The organism is Bacteroides sp. BFG-606 (assembly GCF_024788145.1).
GTDB lineage: Bacteria > Bacteroidota > Bacteroidia > Bacteroidales > Bacteroidaceae > Bacteroides > Bacteroides vicugnae.
In genome coordinates this window covers 1,698,735-1,718,007 of record NZ_JANUIL010000001.1, presented here as the reverse complement: position 1 = coordinate 1,718,007, position 19,273 = coordinate 1,698,735, and the positions used below count along the sequence as shown (strand labels likewise).

General features: G+C 43.6%; 11 protein-coding genes and 1 pseudogene. 2 read left to right on the top strand and 10 right to left on the bottom strand.

Annotated features, from left to right (window positions below):
- Positions 1-10: 10 nt before the first annotated feature.
- Positions 11-1,525 (bottom strand): 2,3-bisphosphoglycerate-independent phosphoglycerate mutase, encoded by a 1,515-nt coding sequence (gene gpmI / locus NXV01_RS06115; protein ID WP_148364161.1) that lies wholly within the window; start codon positions 1,523-1,525, stop codon positions 11-13.
- Between the two features lie 346 nt (positions 1,526-1,871).
- Here gpmI and NXV01_RS06110 point away from each other — a divergent pair, with 346 nt between their 5' ends.
- Positions 1,872-2,801, top strand: a complete 930-nt coding sequence (locus NXV01_RS06110; RefSeq protein WP_008649186.1) for a magnesium transporter CorA family protein — start codon at positions 1,872-1,874, stop codon at positions 2,799-2,801.
- A gap of 127 nt (positions 2,802-2,928) precedes the next feature.
- Here the strand turns inward: NXV01_RS06110 and NXV01_RS06105 are convergent.
- The 3 genes and pseudogenes from NXV01_RS06105 to NXV01_RS06095 form a co-directional block, all read right to left on the bottom strand.
- Positions 2,929-4,471: pseudogene (locus NXV01_RS06105) on the bottom strand (DUF5723 family protein).
- 180 nt (positions 4,472-4,651) lie between these two features.
- Complete coding sequence (locus tag NXV01_RS06100) at positions 4,652-5,254, bottom strand: ribonuclease HII (RefSeq protein WP_074558286.1); 603 nt, start codon at positions 5,252-5,254, stop codon at positions 4,652-4,654.
- 90 nt (positions 5,255-5,344) lie between these two features.
- Complete coding sequence (locus NXV01_RS06095) at positions 5,345-7,549, bottom strand: sodium-translocating pyrophosphatase (protein WP_234131640.1); 2,205 nt, start codon at positions 7,547-7,549, stop codon at positions 5,345-5,347.
- A 322-nt stretch (positions 7,550-7,871) separates the two neighbouring features.
- On the opposite strand from NXV01_RS06095, the gene NXV01_RS06090 reads away from it, so the two are divergent.
- A complete protein-coding gene (locus tag NXV01_RS06090; RefSeq protein WP_259021947.1) occupies positions 7,872-10,061 on the top strand; it encodes an alpha-galactosidase in 2,190 nt (729 codons plus the stop codon).
- Positions 10,062-10,437: 376 nt separating this feature from the next.
- On the opposite strand, the gene NXV01_RS06085 is transcribed toward NXV01_RS06090, so the two are convergent.
- From NXV01_RS06085 to infB, 6 genes are all read right to left on the bottom strand, one after another.
- Positions 10,438-11,649 (bottom strand): aminotransferase class V-fold PLP-dependent enzyme, encoded by a 1,212-nt coding sequence (locus NXV01_RS06085; RefSeq protein ID WP_099146879.1) that lies wholly within the window; start codon positions 11,647-11,649, stop codon positions 10,438-10,440.
- A gap of 18 nt (positions 11,650-11,667) precedes the next feature.
- On the bottom strand, positions 11,668-13,011 hold the full coding sequence (sufD, locus tag NXV01_RS06080) for a Fe-S cluster assembly protein SufD (RefSeq protein ID WP_004298250.1): 1,344 nt from the start codon (positions 13,009-13,011) through the stop codon (positions 11,668-11,670).
- Between the two features lie 97 nt (positions 13,012-13,108).
- Entirely contained in the window at positions 13,109-13,861 is a 753-nt protein-coding gene (gene sufC / locus NXV01_RS06075; protein WP_259021943.1) for a Fe-S cluster assembly ATPase SufC, read from the bottom strand.
- Positions 13,862-13,976: 115 nt separating this feature from the next.
- The gene (gene sufB / locus NXV01_RS06070) at positions 13,977-15,455 is read right to left on the bottom strand and encodes a Fe-S cluster assembly protein SufB (RefSeq protein ID WP_259021941.1); all 1,479 of its coding nucleotides are present in this window, start codon (positions 15,453-15,455) and stop codon (positions 13,977-13,979) included.
- A 1-nt stretch (position 15,456) separates the two neighbouring features.
- A complete protein-coding gene (locus tag NXV01_RS06065) occupies positions 15,457-15,990 on the bottom strand; it encodes a CvpA family protein (RefSeq protein ID WP_148364164.1) in 534 nt (177 codons plus the stop codon).
- Between the two features lie 112 nt (positions 15,991-16,102).
- Complete coding sequence (gene infB, locus NXV01_RS06060; RefSeq protein WP_195357704.1) at positions 16,103-19,201, bottom strand: translation initiation factor IF-2; 3,099 nt, start codon at positions 19,199-19,201, stop codon at positions 16,103-16,105.
- Positions 19,202-19,273: the final 72 nt, after the last annotated feature.

Here is a 19,273-nt window from a genome sequence, read left to right as displayed (position 1 = left end):
TTCTCAATTCTCAATTTATCAACACTTTTCCGTCCATTTCAGCCGGAACAGCCAGCCCCATAATCTTGAGAATAGTCGGAGCAACATCTGCCAGACGACCGTTTTCTACTTTCGCAGCTTTGTTCTCAGTTACGTAAACACAAGGAACAGGGTTCAAAGAGTGAGCAGTGTTCGGAGTGCCGTCTTCGTTCAAAGCGTGGTCAGCGTTACCATGATCAGCAATGATAATTGCTTCGTAATCCTGTGCTTTGGCAGCTTCAATTACATCTTTCACGCAAGCATCTACAGCAATAACAGCTTTCTCGATTGCTTCATAAATACCGGTATGACCTACCATGTCACCATTAGCGAAGTTCACTACGATGAAATCATATTTGTTCTCGTTGATGGCAGCCACCAGTTTGTCTTTTACTTCGAAAGCGCTCATTTCCGGCTTCAAGTCATAAGTAGCCACTTTGGGAGAAGGAACAAGAATACGATCTTCTTTGTCAAACGGAGTTTCACGTCCACCATTGAAGAAGAATGTTACGTGTGCATACTTTTCTGTTTCAGCGATATGAAGTTGGCTCAAGCCTTTAGAAGCAAGATATTCGCCCAATGTATTAGATACATTATCTTTGTCAAACAGGATATGAACACCCTTGAAAGAAGCATCGTACGGAGTCATACAGTAATATTGCAGGCCCGGGATAGTGTGCATACCGGCTTCCGGCATATCTTGTTGAGTCAATACAACAGTCAACTCTTTGGCACGGTCATTACGGTAGTTGAAGAAGATAACCACATCACCTTCTTTGATTGTTCCGTCGCAGTTGGCATTCACAATCGGTTTGATAAATTCATCTGTAACACCTGCATTATAAGAGTCCTGCATGGCCTGAACCATATCGGTAGCTTTCTCACCTATGCCGTTTACAAGCAGGTCATAAGCTTCTTTTACACGTTCCCAGCGTTTGTCACGGTCCATAGCGTAATAACGGCCGATGATAGAAGCAATCTTGCCTGCAGATTTCTCACAGTGTGCAGAAAGTTCTTCGATAAAGCCTTTACCGCTCTTCGGGTCAGTGTCACGACCATCCATGAAGCAGTGGATAAATGTATTGTCGATGTTATATTCTTTAGCGATATCGCAAAGTTTGAAGAGATGAACGAGTGAGCTGTGTACGCCACCGTTAGAAGTCAGCCCCATAAAGTGAACACTCTTTCCGTTTTCTTTCGCATAAGAGAAAGCAGAAACGACTTCAGGATTTTTCAGGATGCTATTATCAGCACATGCACGATTGATTTTTACCAAATCCTGATAAACCACGCGTCCGGCACCGATATTCAAGTGACCTACTTCCGAGTTACCCATCTGTCCGTCGGGCAAACCTACGTTTTCACCGCTTGCCTGAAGTTGAGAGTGAGGATAAGTAGTCATCAGATAATCCCAGTAAGGAGTGGGCGTGTTGAAGATTACGTCGTCTTTCTTTTGGTCACCTAATCCCCAACCATCGAGGATCATTAAAAGGGCTTTCTTACTCATAATATTTCAATATTTAAATTATCACTCTGATTTTCGGGCGCAAAGGTACAAAAAGATGGTTACGTAAACGTTTAATCTATGTTAAGTTACAGGGCAGAAGTGCACCAGGCTATGGATGTTTTTCTTACTTTGTAAAAGTACTTTCAATATATTGATCGAAAAACACGATACAAAAGGCGGAACCTACTTCATTTTTCCGTACCTTTGCATCGCTTTAAAAATAAAATCATAGAAATATGGACGATTCAAACCCGCGAACGTGCACAACTAGTATTAATTAAAGCGAACAGAGTCATTGAAACCTGATGCCTCTGCTCGTGTCAAACAAACGAAAGGAGGCAATAAGATGAGAACGTATCTTTATTGTGAAGCTGGCTTTGTGGAAAAAGCTCAATGGCTTCCTAACAGCTGGGTAAATGTAGTATGCCCGAATAACGATGACTTTGAATTTCTAACTCAAACTCTCAACGTACCCGAATCATTTCTTAATGACATAGCCGATACGGACGAACGTCCGCGTACGGATACGGAAGGTAACTGGTTATTGACCATTCTTCGTATCCCTGTACAGATTGCGCAAAACAGCACTCTGCCTTTCAGCACCGTACCAATTGGTATCATCACCAACAATGAGATCATTGTGTCCGTCTGTTATCATAACACTGATCTATTACCGGATTTTATTGAACACACCCGCCGAAAAGGGATTGTTGTGCGCAACAAACTGGATCTGATTCTCCGGATCATCTATTCTTCTGCCGTGTGGTTCCTGAAGTATCTAAAGCAGATAAACATAGACATCAGCGCCGCAGAAAAGGAACTGGAGCGAAGCATCCGCAACGAGGACCTGCTCCGGCTGATGAGACTGCAGAAAACACTTGTCTACTTCAACACTTCCATCCGCGGAAATGAAGTAATGATAGGAAAGTTAAGAACTATCTTCCAGGATACGGATTATTTGGACACAGAACTTGTGGAGGATGTTATTATCGAATTGAAACAGGCACTTAACACGGTGAATATTTACAGTGATATTCTCACGGGAACAATGGATGCTTTTGCCTCTATTATCTCCAATAACGTGAATACGATCATGAAACGTATGACAAGTTTATCCATCGTCCTGATGCTCCCGACATTGATTGCCAGTTTCTATGGTATGAATGTGGATATTCATCTGGAAGAGGTACCCTTCGCTTTCTCTTTGATTGTACTCTTCTCCATTGGATTGTCAACTCTTGCATTTGTGATATTCCGGAAGATAAAATGGTTCTAATACAAAAAACAGCTCACCATCTGTGATCCTTTAGAGGACTCTAAGACGGTAAGCTGTAAATTATACGTTTTTTATTCGATAGAGAATTAATTAAAAGAGAATGTTTAGAGAGAGAAATTAAAATATCTTATCCTTCTTTATTTGCTTTTCTTCCGCCCAACGGAATAGAAACTCCAACGAATCCGTTCACAGAGTTAGAGTTCTTACCTAAGAACATATAGTCAGTTCCGACAAACAGAGGACCTAATTTCAGACCCAGACCGAAAGATTTACCTGCTGACTGGATAGCTGAGTAGCTAAGTGCTACATTGAACCAGCTTTTCGGACGGTAGTTTGCAGAGAATGTTAATTCTGTAAGAGCATCAGGCTGTACAAAACGAGTTGTTGACAATACACCTACTGCTAATTTGTTATTGAAGAATCCATATTCTGCACCTAATACTAGGGTAGAAGCAAGACGAGATTTACGGGACTTGCTTGCTTCTTCCGTTCTAAGTTGCAACATTTCATAGTCAAGTACGTCACCGCCACTAACACGCTCCATATATCCATTAGCATCCGTCTGCAAATCCTTTATGTTATTTTCAATAGCAGTAATACTTCCAGGGGATATTATTAGGATCAATACCTGATGTGTAGTCACTTCCCTTCATATCAATGCCTGCTGCTTTAGCATTAGCTATTTGAGTGCTACTTTTCGACCATGATATAAACCCCAAGTCCAAAATAGAAGCAGATACAGTCAGATTATCCATAATCTTGTAAGACGCTCCCAAGTCAATACCGAAGCCGTAACCTGCGATTCCCATGTCTTTGCTCTCAAATTCGAAATCACTAATATAATCCTGTCCATCTTCCTTTTTCAAATTCAATCCTTTGAAAGAACTTTCCAAATGAGCATCTACTGCCAGATTAGCATGGTAGCCCTCAATTTCACTTCTTAACTTCGTAATATCGTCAACACCCAAACTAGATAAATATGCTGGATCCTGTAATTGATTAATACGGGCATCACTAGGCAAATTAGCATTCATCGCAACTTTATTAAGTTTCAACTCCATGTTGCCAATACCCAATAAAGCTTTCACTCTAGCACCAACCGTCAAACGGTTATTAATCTGACGTGAAAGTCCTAAACCAACTTCAGTATAAGCATTGATATTCAATTGCTGACCACTAATATCATAGTTACTATTTCTCCAGTTTTCTTCAACTGTTTCCATCTCATTCAAGAAGGTAAACATATTCTTTGTCAGGTTAGCACCAATATCTGTACGAAGACCAATATTGAATGACCAGAAGTTTTTTCCTTTATACCATCCTGCAGAAAGAATTTCTGTACTGAAGTTTACATTCAGTTTATTATTATCTTTCAGACGATTCATGAAATCCGGTTTAGTGTAGAAATCATCGCCATCATCAATAATGTCAATGATATCCTGATAACCTAACGAAGTAGAACCAACCGTTGCATTGACAGCACCGATCACCGGAAGATTGAAGTAACCTTTAGTCGGTGTTAAAGCCGGATTCAGTTGTTGACGATAGTGAGTACCTTCCATGAAATAGGAAGTACGTAAAAACTGTGCATTTGCAGAAAGAGTGCAAACCAACATAATAAAAAATACCCCAATGAGCTTAGAAGACCATAATAGCTTGTTCGTTGCCATGATTTTAAACTTTTTAATTCTTATTATTGTTCGCAAAGATATAGCATTTCAATAACAAATAAAAGCACTAGGCAACACTTTTTTAGCCTAAACGGAACAATTTCACGGTTATCCGTAACAAAATCGTGCTTATTCTGCAAAAAAATGTAGAAAATATGTGCAAAATGAAATAAAGCGACCTTAGAAGTTCAAAGTCAACTGTCCATCTCCCAACAGGTTGAACGTCATGCGATGGTAAGGAGTAGTGCCACGTTCGGCAATGGCGGCACGATGTTTCTTAGTTGGATAACCTTTATTGTGGTCCCAATCATAATACGGAAATTCTTCGTGAAGGCGGTTCATATAATCGTCTCGATATGTTTTGGCTAAAATAGAAGCTGCTGCTATTGAAAGATATTTCCCGTCTCCTTTCACTACTGTAGTATGAGGAACACCGGGGTATTTAGTGAAACGATTACCGTCGATCAGTAAATGTTGGGGACGGGTGGACAACTGGTCCACTGCACGATGCATCGCCAGAAAAGAAGCCCGCAGGATATTTATTTCATCAATTTCTTCCGGTGACACAATGCCAACCGCCCAAGCAATCGCTTCTTTCTCTATTACCTCACGTAATGCATAACGTTGCTTTTCCGTCAGTTGTTTGGAATCATTCAACAGTTCATTCTTAAAATCCTTCGGAAGAATAACTGCAGCAGCATATACCGCTCCCGCCAAACACCCACGACCGGCCTCATCACATCCGGCCTCAATCAGATTCTCGTTCAAATAAGGTAATAACATATTTATTGCTTCTATTTTGACACAAAGGTAATTCAAATAAGAAAAAGGAGACTTGTTTTGTCTCCTTTTTCTTATTTCTCTTCTGCTTTTTTAGAATAAACTCCAAGCAACAGTAAGTCCTGCCATCACAATGGCGACCATACTCATAAGCTTTATCAAAATATTCAAGCTCGGACCGGAGGTATCTTTAAACGGATCACCTACTGTATCTCCTACTACGGTTGCTTTATGCACTTCACCGCCTTTTCCACCAAAGTTACCTTCTTCCACATATTTCTTTGCGTTATCCCATGCACCTCCGGCGTTAGCCATAAAGATAGCCAATACGAAACCACTGCTCAAGCCACCAATCAGCAGACCGAGTACGCCGGGAACACCAAAGATAAATCCTGTAAGAATCGGAGCAACAATAGCAATCAAGGAAGGAATAACCATCTCACGCTGCGCACCCTTTGTCGATATTTCAACACAACGTTCGTAATCCGGCTCGGCCTCTCCAGTCAGAATACCCTTTATGTCACGGAACTGGCGGCGCACTTCGTCAACCATGTGTCCTGCCGCACGTCCTACTGCATTCATTGTCAAACCACAAAACAGGAAAGCCATCATTGAACCGAGGAACATGCCCGAAAGTACTTTCGGATTCATCAAGTGTACTTCGTAATAATCCATGAAGTCGATAAAAGTGGCATTTGCTACGCTGATAGAACTTCCATCTGCAAAAGTCAGGTCCACATTACCAAGACGTGTCAGACCGATTCGGATTTCTTCAATATAAGAAGCCAGCAAAGCCAAACCTGTCAGTGCAGCGGAACCTATAGCAAAACCTTTTCCCGTGGCGGCAGTTGTATTACCCAATGAATCGAGCGCATCAGTACGTTTGCGAACTTCAGCACCCAGGCCGGACATTTCCGCATTACCTCCCGCATTATCCGCAATCGGCCCGTAAGCATCCGTTGCCAATGTGATACCTAAGGTAGAAAGCATACCGACAGCTGCAATACCGATACCATACAGTCCCATACCGACATTGGCAAAATCACCTGCGGAAGCTAACAAATAGGAAGCTATGATACCGACAACCACTGCGATCACAGGAATAGCCGTTGAAAGCATACCCAAACCAATACCGGAAATAATAACGGTAGCAGGTCCAGTCTTACCGCTTTCACTTAGTTTTTGGGTAGGGCGATAGGATTGGGAAGTGTAATATTCCGTAGAACGTCCGATGACAATACCTACCAACAATCCGACTACTACGGCACAAGAAATCAAAATCCAGTTATCAAGCTGCAAGAACCACAGGATTAAGAATGTAGCTGCAACAATAAGCACGGAGCTAAGGTTCGTACCGAAAGCCAACGAACCGAGCAAATCTTTCATAGTTGCATTCTCTTTAGTACGGACAGCAAATATACCTATAATAGAAAGGATAATACCAACAGCTGCAATCAACATCGGAGCAATAACCGCCTTGAATTGCATCACTGTATCTGCCGAATGGATAAAAGCAGCAGCACCCAGTGCAGCTGTTGCCAGAATCGAGCCACAGTAAGATTCATATAAGTCAGCTCCCATACCGGCTACGTCACCGACATTGTCACCGACATTATCGGCAATGGTGGCAGGATTACGAGGGTCATCTTCCGGAATTCCGGCTTCTACTTTACCTACCAAGTCGGCTCCAACATCGGCTGCCTTCGTATAGATACCACCACCTACACGGGCAAAGAGTGCTTGCGTAGAAGCACCCATACCGAAAGTCAGCATGGTAGTAGTAATTACACAGAGTTTATGAGTAGGTGTCAGCGCATCAGCAGGAATCACTGCATTCAACAACAGATACCAGAAAGATATATCGAGCAATCCCAGACCAACTACAACTAATCCCATCACCGCGCCGCTTCGGAAAGCAATCCTCAACCCTGCATTCAGAGAAGTGCGGGCAGCATTAGCGGTACGAGCCGATGCATAAGTCGCCGTCTTCATCCCTAGAAATCCGGAAAGTCCGGAGAAAAATCCGCCTGTAAGAAAAGCAATGGGAACCCATGCATTCTGTACATGAAAGCCATAGGCCATAATTGAAAACAGAATAACCAACCCCAAGAATACCCAGCCTACTATTTTGTATTGCTGTTTCAGATAAGACATAGCTCCTTTGCGCACAGCAGCAGCTATCTTTATCATTTGGGGTGTACCTTCGCTCTCTTTCATCATTTGCTTATGAAAGTAATAAGCAAAGCAGAGGGCTAACACGGAAGCGACTGGAACCAGCCAGAAAAGAATGTTGTCCATAGGATCAATTTTTAAAGGGTTTACGAAGGCTAAAAGTATGGAAATCAAACGAAATAAGCAAGTAAAAAAAGAAAGAATTTATAAAGCTGAATCATTCTATCTTTTATACATCTCTTTAAACAAATGAACATGCTGTGGTTATTTACTTTATCCCTTATTTCCGCACTGGTTATGAACATTTCTATTTCACCACAGAGGACACCGAGTATACAGAGGAAAGAAATAATCTGTGGTGAAATGATTCATTTCTATGCCATTATAATTATCTTTGCGGCATTCTATGCCCACAAACTAACTAATACCTGTTAATTATTAAAAAACCATGAAGAAACTTTTCGTATTACTTATGGCATTGTTTACCCTGGCGCAAGTGGACGCCCAAGAAAAGAACATTATCCGCATCGCAACGGACAACACTGACTTAATTCTCCAAGTAGCTCCTAACGGACGACTCTACCAGGCTTATCTGGGCGATAAGTTACTGAACGAGAAAGACATTAACAACTTTTCTCCTTACGTAAAAGGAGGAAGTGACGGTAGCGTATCCACCCGCGGATGGGAAGTATATCCGGGCTCCGGCGCCGAAGATTATTTTGAACCGGCTGTAGCCATCACGCACAATGACGGGAACCCGAGTACGATTCTCCGCTATATATCCTCCGAGCAGAAGGCAGTGGCGGGCGGAACGGAAACGATCATTCAACTAAAAGACGATCAATACCCGGTGGAAGTCACACTGCATTACATCGCTTATCCGAAAGAAAACGTCATCAAGACGTGGAGTGAAATCAAACATGCAGAAAAAAAGCCTGTGACCTTATGGCGTTATGCTTCCACAATGCTTTATTTCTCCGGAAACGAATATTACCTGACAGAATTCAGCAGCGATTGGGCAAAAGAAGCACAAATGAGCACACAACCTCTGTTGTTTGGTAAAAAGGTGATCGACACCAAACTGGGAAGCCGTGCTGCCATGCACACCCACCCGTTCTTCGAGCTTGGTTTTGAACAACCGGCACAGGAAGCACAGGGACGTGCCATGCTAGGTACTATCGGATGGACAGGAAACTTCCAGTTCACTTTCGAAGTGGACAACGTAGGTAATCTCCGTGTAATCCCTGCCATCAATCCTTATGCATCTGATTATGAACTGAAGCCGAATGAAGTGTTTACAACTCCTGAATTCATCTTTACTTTCAGCAACAACGGCACGGGCGAAGCCAGCCGTAACCTTCACGCATGGGCACGCAACTACCAGCTGAAAGACGGACAAGGCGACCGCATGACTTTATTAAACAACTGGGAAAATACTTACTTCAAATTCAATGAGGAACTGCTTGCCGAATTGATGAAAGAAGCTAAACATCTTGGTGTAGATATGTTCTTGTTGGATGACGGCTGGTTTGGCAACAAGCACCCACGCAACAGTGACAATGCCGGACTGGGTGACTGGGAAGTGATGAGATCCAAACTGCCGGGCGGTATTCCTGCCCTTGTACAGTCTGCCAAAAAAGCCGGAGTGAAATTTGGTATCTGGATTGAACCCGAAATGGTCAACCCTAAAAGTGAGTTGTTCGAAAAGCATCCCGACTGGGCTATCCAGCTGCCTAACCGCGAAACATACTATTACCGTAACCAGCTGGTACTCGATCTTAGCAATCCGAAAGTACAGGACTTTGTATATGGCGTAGTGGATAAGATCCTGACAGAGAATCCGGAAGTGGCTTTCTTTAAATGGGACTGTAACTCTCCAATTACGAATATTTATTCTCCATATTTAAAAAATAAGCAGGGACAACTTTATATCGACCATGTACGTGGTATATACAATGTATTGAAACGTGTCAAAGACAAATATCCGAACGTGCCAATGATGCTCTGCTCCGGCGGTGGCGCCCGTTGCGACTATGAAGCTCTGAAATATTACACAGAATTCTGGTGCAGCGACAACACAGACCCGATAGAACGTCTGTTTATCCAGTGGGGATTCTCACAAATCTTCCCGGCAAAGGCCATGTGTGCACACGTAACCAGCTGGAACAAGAAGACAAGCGTGAAGTTCCGTACGGATGTGGCAAGTATGTGCAAACTGGGCTTTGACCTCGGACTGAAGGAACTGAATGCAGATGAACAGACTTATTGCCAGAATGCGGTTGCCAACTGGACGCGTCTGAAAAAAGTGATTCTGGACGGCGATCAATACAGACTGGTTTCTCCCTACGATGGCAATCACATGTCTCTCATGTATACCTCACCGGATAAGAACAAAGCTGTACTTTATACCTATGATATCCACCCACGTTTCGGTGAGAAACTGCTCCCGGTAAAACTTCAGGGACTGGATACGAAGAAAATGTATAAGGTGAAAGAAATCAACCTGATGCCGAATTCCAAATCGAATCTGGCTGCCAATGAGAATACTTATTCAGGAGATTATCTGATGAAAGTGGGAATCAATGCTTTCACAACAAATCAAGCTTTCAGCCGCGTAATTGAGCTGACTGCCGAATAAAAAGGAATGAAGTAATCAATAAAAAAGGGGATTCGCCGTTATAAGCGTTTCCCCTTTCTTTTTACACACAATAATATTCAATTCATCTTCAATCGTAACAGCTGTTTCAATGGTTACAACTATTCCATTAGACGGGGAAGTCCCCTAAAAAAGTTGCAGCTACACCGTATTTTTTTACGATATAGCTGCGATTAATGTTAAAGAGAGAGAATTTATATAATATAAGCATGGTCTCACGACCCTCCTGATATTCAATGAACATTTTGTTTCTTTACTTATTAGACGCACGAAAGTCCCAATCACTGCACTTGACTGCATCTTTTTTTAGTTAAAGAATAAAAAAGCCGCTACTCCGCAGGAATAGCAGCTCATATCTTTAAAACATCTTGCTGACACGTTCAATCCCTGCCACCAATGTGTCTATTTCCGATTTGGTATTGTACATGGCAAACGAAGCACGTACAGTTCCCTCTATGCCAAGACGTTGCATGAGAGGTTGTGCACAATGATGCCCCGTTCTCACGGCAATACCTAAACGATCCAGCAACGTGCCAAGATCGAAATGATGGATATCTCCCACCAGGAAGGAAATGACTGCTCCCCGTTCGGCTGCTTCACCGAATATACGCATATGGGGGATTTCTTTCAAGCGTTGCAAAGCGTAAGTTGTCAGTTCATGCTCATGGGCGGCTATCTGTTCAATACCATGTCCATTCACATAATCAAGGGCTTTTGCCAATCCGGTAGTTCCGATATAGTCGGGCGTACCCGCTTCAAACTTGAAAGGAAGTTCATTAAAAGTGGTCTTCTCGAAAGAGACATGCTGGATCATCTCTCCTCCTCCCTGATAAGGAGGAAGGCGATCTAACCATTCTTCTTTTCCGTAAAGCACTCCGACACCTGTCGGACCATATATCTTATGGGCGGAGAATACCAGAAAATCGGCATCCAACTCCTGTACATCTACTTTCATGTGAGGAATAGACTGTGCAGCATCTATCAGGCAAGGTACACCATGCGCATGAGCTGTTGCGATCATCTCCTTCACCGGATTCACTGTACCCAGTACGTTCGATACATGAACCACACTGACTATTTTCGTACGTTCGGAAAATAGTTTTTCATATTCATCCAGCAGAAGTTCACCTTTGTCGTTCATCGGAATCACTTTAATGGCAATTCCTTTGCGGGCAGCCAACAGTTGCCAGGGAACGATGTTACTATGATGTTCCATCACGGAAACAATCACTTCATCCCCTTCTTCCATAAACTCGTCGCCAAAGCTGGAAACAAGCAGGTTGATACTTTCTGTTGTTCCGCGTGTAAAGACAACTTCATTCGTGCTACGGGCATTGATGAACTGACGTACCGTTTCACGGGAAGCTTCATGCAGTTCCGTAGCTTGCTGGGAAAGATAATGTACGCCGCGATGCACATTGGCATTGACGGAATAATATTCATCCACCAGCGCATCAACCACCAGACGGGGTTTCTGTGTTGTCGCACCGTTGTCGAAATAAACCAAAGGTTTACCGTAAACCGTACGGCTCAATATCGGAAAATCTTCACGTATCTTTTGAATATCCACGTTCTTTATTTTTAGTGGTTACTTACAAATGGCACAACCCTGACATCTATTCAACTCGCCACGGAAACGTTTCTCTACCAATAGATGCAAACGATCTTTCAGCGCTTCCAGACGGATGGTATCGATCACTTCGTTGACAAATGCGAACATCAGCAGCAGACGGGCTTCTTTCTCTGCAATACCACGCGAACGCATGTAGAATAATGCACCTTCATCCAACTGGCCTACTGTTGCTCCATGCGAACATTTCACATCATCCGCATAAATCTCCAATTGAGGTTGTGTATACATTCTTGCATCACGCGTAGCACACAGATTCCGGTTAGTCTGTTGGGAATTCGTATGTTGTGCATCGGGACGCACGAGTACCAATCCGGCAAACGCACCTACCGACTGGTCGTCGAGTACATACTTGAACAGCTCATTGCTGGTACAGTTCGGTACGGCATGGTCAATACTTGTATGATTGTCTACGTGCTGGTTCTTGTCAGCAATCGCCATACCACAAAGATTTATTTCGGCTCCTTCTCCTGCCAGCAGCACTTCGGTCGTGTTGCGGGTAGTACCATTATGCAAAGTCATTCCGTTGAGCAATACATTGCTGTTGGCCTCTTGCTTTACATACAGGTTACTGATACGAACTGTACTTGTATGTGTTTCTTCCAGTTCATACATATCGAATACCGCATTCTCACCTGCAAACACTTCAATGACTTGTGTCGCCAGAAAGTTCACATTATCCATTGCATGGTCACAAATCAGCAAACGGGCTTGCGCGCCATCCTCCAGAATAATCAGTACGCGACGGTTCACCATAAAGTTTACATCTGCACGCAGGATATTTACCAACTGAATCGTTTTTTCCACCACCACGTTCTTCGGCACATAAAAGACAACGCCATCTTGTGCAAAAGCGGTATTGAAAGCAGTCACACCATCCTTGGAAGTATCTGCCAGTTGACCGTAATACTTCTTCACCAACTCCGGGTGTTGCTCGGCCACTTCTTTCAGGCTGCCGAAAATCACACCTTCCGGCAGATTTCCTGTGGGAAGTGCTCTATTATAAAATGTGTCATTTACCACAAAATACAAGGAGGTACTCATATTCGGCACATCACACTTAAACACCTCATACGGATTGACCGGAATAGCCAAACGATTCAAGTTCAAACCGAAATCCGGTTCAAAGTACTTGCTCACATCCGTATATTTGTACTTCTCCATCTTACGGGTCGGAAATCCGAGTCGCTCAAAATCGGCAAATGCTGATGCACGAGGCGCATTCAGCACTTCGGCACTATGCTTGCAGATCATCGCTTCCGTCTGTGAGAAAAGTTCTATATATTGTTGTTCAACCATCATAGCTTATATTTTTTTATTTACAGGCACGGATTACACGGATTTCACAGTTTAAAATACATGAGCAAAACCGCGTTATCCGTGTAATCCGTGCCTAAAATTATTCTCCTACTTCTTTCTTGATCCAATCATATCCTTTTTCTTCCAGTTCCAGAGCAAGTTCCGGTCCGGCAGTTTTTACGATACGACCTTTATAAAGGACATGCACAATATCAGGCTTGATATAATCGAGCAAACGTTGGTAGTGGGTAATAACGATTGTACTTGTTTCAGGAGTTTTCAGCTTGTTCACCCCTTCCGCAACAATACGGAGTGCATCAATATCCAAACCGGAGTCTGTCTCATCGAGGATGCTCAAACGCGGTTCCAGCATAGCCATCTGGAAAATCTCGTTCCGTTTCTTCTCACCACCGGAAAAGCCTTCATTCACCGAACGGTTAGCCAGTTTATTATCCAACTCCACCACCGCACGTTTCTCACGCATCAGCTTCAGGAACTCACTGGCGGTCAGTGCAGGCAGACCTTTATATTTGCGTTGCTCATTCACAGCAGCACGCATAAAGTTCACCATGCTCACACCCGGAATTTCTACGGGATACTGGAAACTAAGGAAGATTCCTTCATGGCTACGATCTTCGGGGCTCAACTCCAACAGATCCTTTCCATCAAAAGTGACCGAACCTTTTGTTACCTCAAAAGCCGGATTTCCCACCAGTACGGAGGAAAGTGTACTTTTACCGGAACCATTCGGTCCCATAATAGCGTGCACCTCACCGGGATTCACCGTCAGGTTAATACCTTTCAATATCTCTTTGCCATTAATGCTGGCATGCAGGTCTTTTATTTCTAACATGATTATATTTACTATTTTTTCATTTACTATTTACTATTAAAAACCTATACTACCGACAATTTACCTCCAATAAGCACACAGCCAAATAGTAAATCGTAAATTGTCAAATAGTAAATTACCCCACGCTTCCTTCCAATGAGATGGTAAGCAGCTTCTGTGCTTCTACCGCAAACTCCATCGGAAGTTTATTCAACACTTCCTTTGCATATCCGTTCACAATAAGTCCGATAGCATCTTCTGTCGGAATACCGCGCTGGTTGCAATAGAATATCTGGTCTTCACTGATCTTGCTCGTCGTAGCTTCATGCTCTACTACTGCCGTCTCATTGTGAATATCCATATACGGGAAGGTATGTGCACCACACTTATCTCCCAGCAACAGAGAGTCACACTGGCTATAATTACGGGCATTATCCGCTTTCTCGGCCACGCGTACCAACCCACGATAGGAGTTCTCACTATGTCCGGCAGAAATACCTTTACTTACAATCGTACTACGGGTGTTCTTACCCAGATGAATCATCTTCGTTCCGGTATCTGCCTGCTGATAGTTGTTCGTTACAGCTACGGAATAGAATTCAGCAGTCGAGTTATCGCCCGTCAGGATACAGGAAGGATATTTCCAGGTGATTGCCGAACCGGTTTCCACTTGTGTCCAGGATAATTTACTGTCCACTCCTTTACAGTTACCGCGTTTGGTCACAAAGTTGTATACACCGCCCTTGCCTTCCGCATCTCCCGGATACCAGTTCTGAACGGTACTGTATTTTACCTCTGCACGGTCGTGCACAATGATCTCAACGATAGCGGCATGCAACTGATTTTCATCCCGCATCGGAGCCGTACATCCTTCCAGATAAGAAACATACGAATCATCATCCGCTACAATCAGCGTACGCTCAAACTGTCCCGTATTACGGGCATTGATACGGAAATAAGTGGAAAGCTCCATCGGGCAACGTACGCCTTTCGGAATATACACGAAAGAGCCGTCAGAGAACACTGCGGAATTCAACGCTGCAAAGAAATTGTCCCGATAACCTACTACCGATCCCATATATTTCTTCACTAGATCCGGATGCTCCCGCACGGCTTCACTGAACGAGCAGAATATAATTCCTTTCTCCATCAGCGTTTCCTTGAAGGTAGTCTTTACGGAAACAGAGTCCATAACGGCATCCACTGCCATTCCACTAAGAGCCATTTGCTCTTCCAAAGGAATTCCCAGTTTATTAAACGTCTTTATCAGTTCAGGATCGACTTCCTCCATGCTCTTCGGTCCTTCTTTCTTCTTTGTCGGATCGGCATAATAAGAAATTGCCTGATAATCAATTTCAGGGATACGGAGATGTGCCCAGGTAGGCATTTCCAGCGTCAGCCAATGGCGATACGCTTTCAATCGAAACTCCAGCAACCACTCCGGTTCGTCTTTTTTCGATGAAATCAGACGAACGACATCTTCATTAAGTCCACGCTCAATGATGTCCGTATGCACCTCTGTGGTGAAGCCGTATTTATATTTCTCCTCCGCAAATTTCCGGACAAACTCATTATCAGTCTTCTTTTCAAGTTCGTCTTTCTGATTGGGTTTCATTTTATTGGGTTCTTGTTGCATCTTTATCTTTATTCTCTAATATATATTGTTGCGTCATATTCTTCGCGGCAGGGAAAAAGATCCCCGCAAACGTTTCCATCGGATAATATAACAAAGATTCTTCCTTTTTTGTTGCACTAATTAACTTATTATCGCTGTCCACAAACTCTATCGCACCAATCACTACACTCGTTAACAACAGAAACTTTAGTGCTCCCAGCCCACTTCCTAACCAGCGATTCAGCCAGTTCAGCGAAATAGCCTGCATTGCTTTTGTCAATAACGAGGCGATCAATACAAAGATCAATGGTACGGCAATCCAGATCATGATAAAAGCCAACACTTGCGCAACTGTCATTGAATCCGTCACTGTCGGGCAAAGCTTTTCCGCCAAAGAGGCATACAGAGCTTTCGCTGCCATCAGACCGACTATCAACCCCAAAATAGAAGCCAACTGACGAATGAAGCCTTTTACAAAACCTACAATCGCTCCGGCGCCTATTACAATAAGGATAATTATATCAATCGTTGCCATATTCTTCTATTCTATGATATAATTCAGGCACGGATTTCACGGATTACACGGATTTATTAAAGAACCGTGAAATCCGCGTAATCCGTGCCTGATATTGATTCAGCACTGCCTATTACAGTGTCTGTTTCACTTCTATTTCTTCGAATGTCTCGATCATATCGCCTACCTTCATGTCGTTGCAGTTCACCAGACTGATACCACACTCGAAGTTTGTACCTACTTCCTTCACATCGTCCTTGAAACGTTTCAATGCGTTGATGTTTCCGGTAAAGATTACGATACCATCGCGGATCAAACGAGCCTTGTCGCTGCGTTTCACCTTTCCGGTCTTCACCATTGCTCCGGCTACCAGACCGACTTTCGTGATATTGAATACTTCGCGGATTTCGATGGTTGCAGTAATCTGTTCCTTTACTTCCGGAGCCAACATACCTTCCATAGCAGCCTTTACCTCTTCGATTGCATCGTAGATGACAGAATACTTACGGATGTCAACACCCTCTTGGTCGGCCATCTTACCGGCAGCACCCGAAGGACGTACCTGGAATCCGACAATAATCGCATCCGAAGCGGCAGCCAGAGAAACATCAGATTCAGAAATAGCTCCCACACCCTTATGGATAACATTTACCTGAATTTGTTCCGTAGACAACTTAATCAACGAATCGCTCAATGCTTCCACAGAACCATCCACGTCACCCTTAACGATGATGTTCAATTCCTGGAAGTTACCCAAAGCAATACGACGACCCAACTCATCCAATGTAAGGATCTTCTGCGTACGCAAACCTTGTTCACGAGCCAGCTGCTCACGTTTATTAGTGATTTCACGAGCTTCCTGATCGCTTTCGACTACATGGAATGTATCACCTGCAGCAGGAGCACCATTCAATCCCAGGATCAATGCCGGTTCGGAAGGTCCTGCTTCCTTGACGCGTTGGTTACGTTCGTTGAACATAGCCTTCACACGTCCGTAGCTGGTTCCCGCCAATACGATGTCTCCCACTTTCAGAGTACCGTTAGATACCAATACAGTAGCTACATATCCACGTCCCTTATCCAGTGAAGATTCGATGATGGACCCCGTAGCATTACGGTTCGGATTTGCCTTCAGGTCGAGCATTTCTGCTTCGAGCAATACTTTTTCCAGCAAGTCTTCCACACCCATACCTTTCTTGGCAGAGATATCTTGTGACTGATATTTACCACCCCATTCTTCAACAAGGTAATTCATCGCAGCCAGTTCTTCTTTAATCTTATCCGGATTTGCAGTCGGTTTATCGACCTTATTGATTGCAAATACAATAGGTACACCGGCAGCCATCGCGTGATTGATCGCTTCTTTCGTTTGTGGCATCACGTTATCATCGGCAGCCACAATAATGATAGCAATATCCGTTACTTTGGCACCACGAGCACGCATAGCGGTAAACGCTTCGTGACCCGGAGTATCGAGGAATGTAATACGACGACCGTCTTCCAGTTGCACGTTATAAGCACCGATATGCTGGGTAATACCTCCAGCCTCACCGGCAATTACATTCGCCTTACGGATATAGTCGAGCAAAGAAGTCTTACCGTGGTCAACGTGTCCCATCACCGTTACAATCGGAGCACGCGGTTGCAAATCTTCCGGAGCATCTTCTTCTTCAACAATAGCTTGTGCCACTTCCGCACTTACATATTCAGTCTTGAATCCGAATTCTTCAGCCACCAGATTGATGGTTTCCGCATCCAAACGCTGGTTGATGGAAACCATGATACCAATACTCATACAAGTAGCGATAACCTGATTAACCGAAACATCCATCATCGTTGCCAATTCGTTAGCCGTAACGAACTCGGTCAACTTCAATACCTTGCTGTCTGCCATTTCCTGATCTTCCAGTTCCTGCATACGGTTGGAAGCCATTTCACGTTTCTCTTTACGGTATTTGGAGGTTTTATTCTTACCTTTGGTTGTCAGACGTGCAAGGGTTTCTTTTACCTGTTTTGCTACGTCTTCCTCGCTCACTTCCTGTTTGATAACCGGCTTCTTGAAGCGATCTTTATTGTTGTTATTTCTTCTGTTGTTATTTCCCTGTCCGTTGGCCTGACCGCCCTGACCGTTACCATTGCCGCCTTTACCCTGTACATTAGGTCTCGGAGCAGCAAAGTTGGAAGTTGCAACATTGTTAACGTCCACCTTCTCTTTATTGATACGGTTCCGTTTCTTCTTGTTTGCAGCTGCTTCCGCACTGTCCTTAGGTCCGCTCTTCGCCAATTTAGAATCATCCTTACGGATTTCCTTGATGATAGCTTCCTTCATCAACTTCTTCTGATCCTGACGGATTTTTTCCTTTTCTTCACGTTCGCGACGTTTCTCTTCCTTCGATTTCTTCTTGGGGCGAGTAGACTGATTCAATGCAGCCAGGTCGATCTGACCGATCACATTAATCTTCGCGCCTAATTCCGGTTGACGGATTTTGAAAACACCATCATCCTCCGGAGCCTTTTCCGCTACCGGGGTTACTTCAGCCTGTGCAGTTTCCACCTTTTTTTCTTCTTTATGTTCTTCCGCCTTCACAGGTGCAGTTGCTACTACCTTCGGCTCTTCTTTTTTCACTACTTCCACTACTTTTTCAACTTCTACCGGCTTCGTCTCCACTACAGGTTCCGGCACTACTACGGGCTCAACCACCACTGGAGCAGGCTCTACAACAGAAACAGGAGGTGTCACCACCTCTTCCTTCTTCACCTCGGGTTCTTTCTTCTCGGGCTCCTTTTCCACTTCGGGTTTAACGACAGGCCGTTCTACAACAGGTTCTTCCTGTTTCTGTTCCGGTGCTTTCTCCACCTTTTCAGGTTTACGACCGTTCAATTTATCCAAATCAATTTTTCCGACAGGTTTAAACTTCGGACGTGCATCCTCAGGTACGACTGTCTTAATCACATCTTCCGACTTCGGCTTTTCGGGCTGCTTTTCGAAGCCTTCAATCGATACCGACGCCTTATTACGTTCCTTATTCTGACGTTCCTGTATGAAACGCTCCGATTCAAGTCTAAGGTTCTTATCTGTACTAAACTCCTTTACGAGTATAGCGTATTGCTCCTCGCTAATTTTGGTATTAGGATTAGCCTCAACGGTATGCCCTTTCTTTTGCAGGAACTCAACTACCGTCGCGATTCCTACGTTCAAATCTCTTGTAACTTTGTTTAACCTTATCGTCATATTTTAAAATTAATGAATAAATGGAGCTTGTTTAATTGAAAATTGAGAATTAAAAAATAAAAGTCTGCTACA

Coding starts and splice junctions, on each gene's coding strand:
- gpmI (WP_148364161.1), bottom strand. CDS start 1,525: ATGAGTAAGAAAGCCCTTTTAATGATCCTCGATGGTTGGGGATTAGGT.
- NXV01_RS06110 (WP_008649186.1), top strand. CDS start 1,872: ATGAGAACGTATCTTTATTGTGAAGCTGGCTTTGTGGAAAAAGCTCAA.
- NXV01_RS06100 (WP_074558286.1), bottom strand. CDS start 5,254: ATGTTATTACCTTATTTGAACGAGAATCTGATTGAGGCCGGATGTGAT.
- NXV01_RS06095 (WP_234131640.1), bottom strand. CDS start 7,549: ATGGACAACATTCTTTTCTGGCTGGTTCCAGTCGCTTCCGTGTTAGCC.
- NXV01_RS06090 (WP_259021947.1), top strand. CDS start 7,872: ATGAAGAAACTTTTCGTATTACTTATGGCATTGTTTACCCTGGCGCAA.
- sufD (WP_004298250.1), bottom strand. CDS start 13,011: ATGATGGTTGAACAACAATATATAGAACTTTTCTCACAGACGGAAGCG.
- sufC (WP_259021943.1), bottom strand. CDS start 13,861: ATGTTAGAAATAAAAGACCTGCATGCCAGCATTAATGGCAAAGAGATA.
- sufB (WP_259021941.1), bottom strand. CDS start 15,455: ATGAAACCCAATCAGAAAGACGAACTTGAAAAGAAGACTGATAATGAG.
- NXV01_RS06065 (WP_148364164.1), bottom strand. CDS start 15,990: ATGGCAACGATTGATATAATTATCCTTATTGTAATAGGCGCCGGAGCG.
- infB (WP_195357704.1), bottom strand. CDS start 19,201: ATGACGATAAGGTTAAACAAAGTTACAAGAGATTTGAACGTAGGAATC.